This is a genomic window from Mycobacterium sp. TH-M106 (assembly GCF_057473765.1).
Window position 1 is genome coordinate 1 of record NZ_JBYCLE010000424.1, and the last position, 4,737, is coordinate 4,737.

Here is a 4,737-nt window from a genome sequence, read left to right on the forward strand (position 1 = left end):
CAAACACAGCACAACCATGAAAGCCATACCCGACGCCCCTGGGCAGTTCGAAGCCTACGGCCGAGGGCAACAACCACCCATCTAGAAAGGTAGGGAGCACCATGAAACACCTTCCCGTGCGTCGGCACCCCGTGTCGCTGCTACCGGAATTGTCCGAACTGTTCGGTGGTCTTTCGTTCTGGCCCGGCAGCTGGCCACTCATCGAAGGCAATCTGATCCGCCTTGAAGACCAGATGGAGGATGGCCATTACGTGGTGCGTGCCGAACTGCCTGGTATCGACCCGGCCAAGGACGTCGACATCACCGTGCGCGACGGGCAGCTGACCATCAAAGCCGAACGCACCGAGACGCAAGAAGCCAAGGGACGTTCTGAGTTCTCCTATGGATCGTTCGTCCGGTCGGTCACGTTACCGGTCGGCGCTAACGAGGAGGACATCAGCGCTACCTACGACAAAGGCATCCTCACTGTTTCGGTGGCGGTCACCGAGCCGGCAGCACCGGCAGAGAAGCACATCACCGTGCAGGCTGCCAGCTGACTCGGGTGACAGGCGGCCCCGGATACCCTGCCGCGGCTCCGGGGCCGCGCCACTGAACTGAGGCTTCACAGACCGCCATGAGCCACGTCCCGCATCACCGGCACACGCCCGGGCCACCGACCGAAGGCCGTTGTCATCCACGTCAGCACAGCGGCGTTCGCGGCTGGCGAACGTCGATCGGAGCCTTGATATTGGCGGTGTTCTCGGCAGCTGTCGGTGCGATTGTCGTATCGGCCATCGACCCGGCCGACTGCAGGCACTGCGGCTCCAGTCGATCGGGCGCTTGGCCCGTCATCGATTCTCGAAGTTCTGCCATCGAGCAAGCAGCTGCCAGAGCAATGCCCAGCGTGGTCAAACTGGATACTGAGCCTGATCGCCCGTCGACGGTGGGCTCAGGCATCGTCTTGACTGCCGACGGGCTGCTTCTGACCAGCAGACATGTGCTGGCCGGCGGCGTTGGCGGCGCGAGTGCCATCAGCCCGGACACGCTGTTGGCAACCTTCGCCGACGGACGCGCCGCGCCGTTGACCGTAGTGGGCACGGATCCCGCTACCGACGTGGCGGTTGTTCGCGCAGAAGGTATTTCGGGATGCACGCCGATCAGCGTCGGTTCGTCGGCCGCCCTTCGGGTCGGGCAACAAGTTGTGGCGGTCGGATCGCCGCTGGGCCTGGAAAATTCTGTCACCAGTGGCGTCGTCAGCGCGCTGCATCGCCCGATCCCCATCGCCGTAGACTCCACCGGCCGCCGGATCACCGTTCTTGACACCATCCAGACCGACGCCGCTACCAACTTCGGGAGTTCAGGTGGAGCGCTGGTCGATAGCAACGGCGCGCTGGTCGGTGTGAATTCGTTGATCGGCATGCGCGGCGTGGGCTTCGCTCTACCCATCGATCAGGCCATGCGGATCGCAAAGGAGTTGATCAGTACCGGAACGGCATCGCATGCCGTTCTGGGTGTGCAGGTGACGAGCGACAACGACACGCACGGTGCCAAAGTCAGCAGGACACAGCCGAACGGCCCGGCTGCCGCAGCGGGGCTGCATCCGGGTGCGGTGATCACCAATCTCGACGACCGGGCGATAACTGATGCGGAGGCGCTGGTTGCTGCGGTCTTGTCCAAAGCCCCGGGCGACACCGTGCTGGTAACGTCTATCGACGCCGCGGGCGGTCGCCAAACCTCGATTATCGTCCTCGGCTCTGACCGGGCCGGGCAGATAACCGACACACCAGATAGTTCGGGTGCAGCCGGACTGGGCTATGGAACCTCGGGCTCTGAACCTGCTTGGTCCGTATAGTGCAGGCTCTTCTGCAGGCACGTCCATCGAGCCGTTTAAAAGCGTTTAAAAGAGGCTTCGGGCGGCCCGGGAGATACCTTCGGCGCTCATCGGGTGCTGGTCGGCGAAGGAGGCGAGGTCTCGGGCGTCCAGGCCGCGGGAGACCGCGAGCCCGATCTGGCCGATGAGGTTGCCCGCGTCGATTCCGACGACCCAGCCGCCCACCAGCCGCAGTGAACCCGCCTGGAAGAACAACCGGATCTCGCCGTCGGTTTCGCCGAAGATTTGCGCGCGGCTGTCATCGGCAAACGAATAGGCGCCTTCTACGACGCAGATCCCCTTTGCCGCTGCGGATGCACGGGTCAATCCGACGTAGGCGGCGGCAGGCAGCGTGAAGACCGTCGTGGGAGTCGACAGGAAGTCCACGGCATCCGCGTGGTGGTCGCCGGCCAGGATGTTGGCTGCTGCGGCCACGGATTGACGGACCGCGGCGTGGAACAGAGGGGTTTCTCCGTTGACGTCGCCGCAGGCGTAGATGTGACGCAGATTGGTCTGCAGGGTGGGATCGGCCTGCACGCCATGAGTGTCGGTCACAACACCAATTTCACGCAGGCCCACCGGAATCACCGGATGGCGGCCCAGCGCCTGAAACGCTGTCCGCGCCGACCTATGCTGTTCTGCGGCTCCGTCGAAGAAAACCACCCGCACACCGTCAGGGGTTTGTTCGACCCGCCGCACTTCAGCCTGCAGAATGATTTCGATCTTTGGGTCCAGCAGCGGAGCCAGCAACGCAACCATGTCGGGATCCATTCCGGGCAGCAGCTGCGCTTCGCGTTCGAGAACGGTCACCCGAGCGCCGAAAGCCGAAAAAAACGATGCGGTCTCCAAGCCCACGTAACCGCCGCCGATGACCAGCATGGAAGCCGGCAGCCGCGACATAGACGGGTGAAGTGCATAGAGGTCTCGACTGTTGAGGCAGTGTTCGAGGCCGGGGATCGGCGGAACGGAGACATCCGAGCCGCTAGCGACGATGAGATTGCGCGCGCTGAACCGCCGAATACCCTCGTCGGTGTCCACCGCCACGGTATGGGGATCCTCGATGCGGGCGGTTCCCTTGACAAGGGTGATATTCGGTGCAGCCCGCAACTCTGCGTCGTGCTGTTCATAGCGGTGCGTCTGCACCCGATCCTTGTGGGCGACCACCTCGGAGTAGTCGACACAGACTTCCCCGTGCAATCCGCTTGCATGAAATCGTCTGTGCTGCAGCAGGTGATGAGCGATCTCGCGCACGGCTTTGGAAGGCACGCAGCCCTCGGCCAGACAATTTCCGCTCATCACCCCCTTGGGATCGACCATCACAACCGTTCGTCCGGTTGCGGCCAGCCGGAAAGCCGCTGGGTAGGCGCCGCCACCGGCGCCGATCGTGAGCACATCGACGGCATTCATTCACAAATCCTCCATTCTCTTGGCCCGGTGCCATGCGCAACACCTCACCGACGGTGAACAACGTGGATGTCCGGGGTTGCTGGCCCCGAACCGGGCTTCTGCTATTCGCCGGGGAAGTGATCCATCAGCAGGTGCGTGGCCGGCACCCCGAACGACGGCGGTTTCCCGCCGGTGCGAAAGTACATCTCTTTGAATGCGAGCTTCATCGCATACGGAGCATGCCCCATCTTGAACACCGCATTGTGACCGCCATACCAGATGTCGGAGTAGATGTAGAAGCCGCGGTGCCCGCCCATGTCCCCGAAGCAAAGAATTTCGGGCTGGTAATCGGGACCGGCCTCATCGGCGGCGAGTGCGCCGACGTCGACGGCGATCTGTCGGGCGACGATCTGGGCTTGCTGATGTCCCAGACCTCCGAGCTTAGGCACCGTGATCGCCGCCGCGTCGCCGACGGCGAACACATCCCGATATGCGGGATTGCGCATCCACCGGTCGGTGACCACGAAACCGAACTCGTCGGTGACGGGGAGGTCCTTCAAAAACGCGTGGGGCACCCAGTCCGGCATGACGATCTTGATCTCGGCCTCCAGGCTCGCGCCGTTTCGGAACTCGATTCCCTCGGCGGTAAGACGCGCCACGTCTTCGGTCTTGTTCAGGTAGCCGAACCCCTGCTCGGCTGCCATCTTCAAAAACGGGGTGACGATCGGCTCCCCGGCGTCCTCGGCGATCATCGCCCCAGGGGTGAACAGCGTGATGCGATGCGCATCGCCCAGGCGATGCTCACCGAGCCAGTGCGCCATTGTCAGCGCGAGCTCCAAAGGCGGGCCCTCGCAAGCGGCGACCCCCACCGGCATCCAGTCCGGTTTGCCCTGCACGCCCTGGTGGAACCGGGCCGAGCCGATGACGATCGGCCCGCCCTGGTAGGACGCGAGACGACGGCGCAGTTTGTTGCCGTAATAGCCGCTGGAGACCGTGTCGCCGTGCTCCCCGAACCCTTCGATCCGGTCGTAGGCCTGACGGTTGCCGAGTGCGATGACCAGGTAGTCGTATCCGAGCACTTCGGTCGCTGAACCTAGACGGTCGCTCGGGACGACCCGCACGCTGCGGGCGTCGGGATCGACGGCGACCACTTCCGCGTTCAAGAAGGTGTTGCCGTCGTGTCCGTGGATCGTCGGGGTGTCTAGCAGCAGGGATTCGAGAGGGTTGTGATCGGCGAACACCTCCAACTGGATGTTCGGCACAAAGGTCATATATGGATTTCGATCCACCACAACCAGCTCGACGGCATCGCCGGCGTGCTCGCGGATGAACCGGGCGGTGGTCAGCCCGGCGAAGCTGCTGCCGAGTACCAGGACCTTCGGTCTGCCGTGTGTCATCATGATCGCCCTACCTTTCTAGATGGGTGGTTGTTGCCCTCGGCCGTAGGCTTCGAACTGCCCAGGGGCGTCGGGTATGGCTTTCATGGTTGTGCTGTGTTTGAT

Annotated in this window: 4 protein-coding genes; 2 read left to right on the plus strand and 2 right to left on the minus strand. The window is 63.4% G+C overall.

The annotated features are described in order from the left end of the window. Positions 1-101 precede the first annotated feature (101 nt). Positions 102-536, plus strand: coding sequence for an Hsp20/alpha crystallin family protein (locus AC2VOP_RS14935; protein WP_486961702.1), 435 nt, complete (start codon positions 102-104; stop codon positions 534-536). Positions 537-733: 197 nt separating this feature from the next. Beyond that, positions 734-1,831: a S1C family serine protease gene (locus AC2VOP_RS14940; protein ID WP_486961705.1), complete on the plus strand. Its 1,098-nt coding sequence runs from the start codon at positions 734-736 to the stop codon at positions 1,829-1,831. 45 nt (positions 1,832-1,876) lie between these two features. Here the strand turns inward: AC2VOP_RS14940 and AC2VOP_RS14945 are convergent, their stop codons facing one another. Together AC2VOP_RS14945 and AC2VOP_RS14950 are read right to left on the minus strand one after the other, a co-directional pair. After that, the gene (locus tag AC2VOP_RS14945) at positions 1,877-3,256 is read right to left on the minus strand and encodes a dihydrolipoyl dehydrogenase (protein ID WP_486961703.1); all 1,380 of its coding nucleotides are present in this window, start codon (positions 3,254-3,256) and stop codon (positions 1,877-1,879) included. 101 nt (positions 3,257-3,357) lie between these two features. Then, positions 3,358-4,635 carry an NAD(P)/FAD-dependent oxidoreductase gene (locus AC2VOP_RS14950; RefSeq protein ID WP_486961704.1) on the minus strand — a complete coding sequence of 426 codons (1,278 nt, stop codon included), beginning with the start codon at positions 4,633-4,635 and terminating at the stop codon, positions 3,358-3,360. Positions 4,636-4,737: the final 102 nt, after the last annotated feature.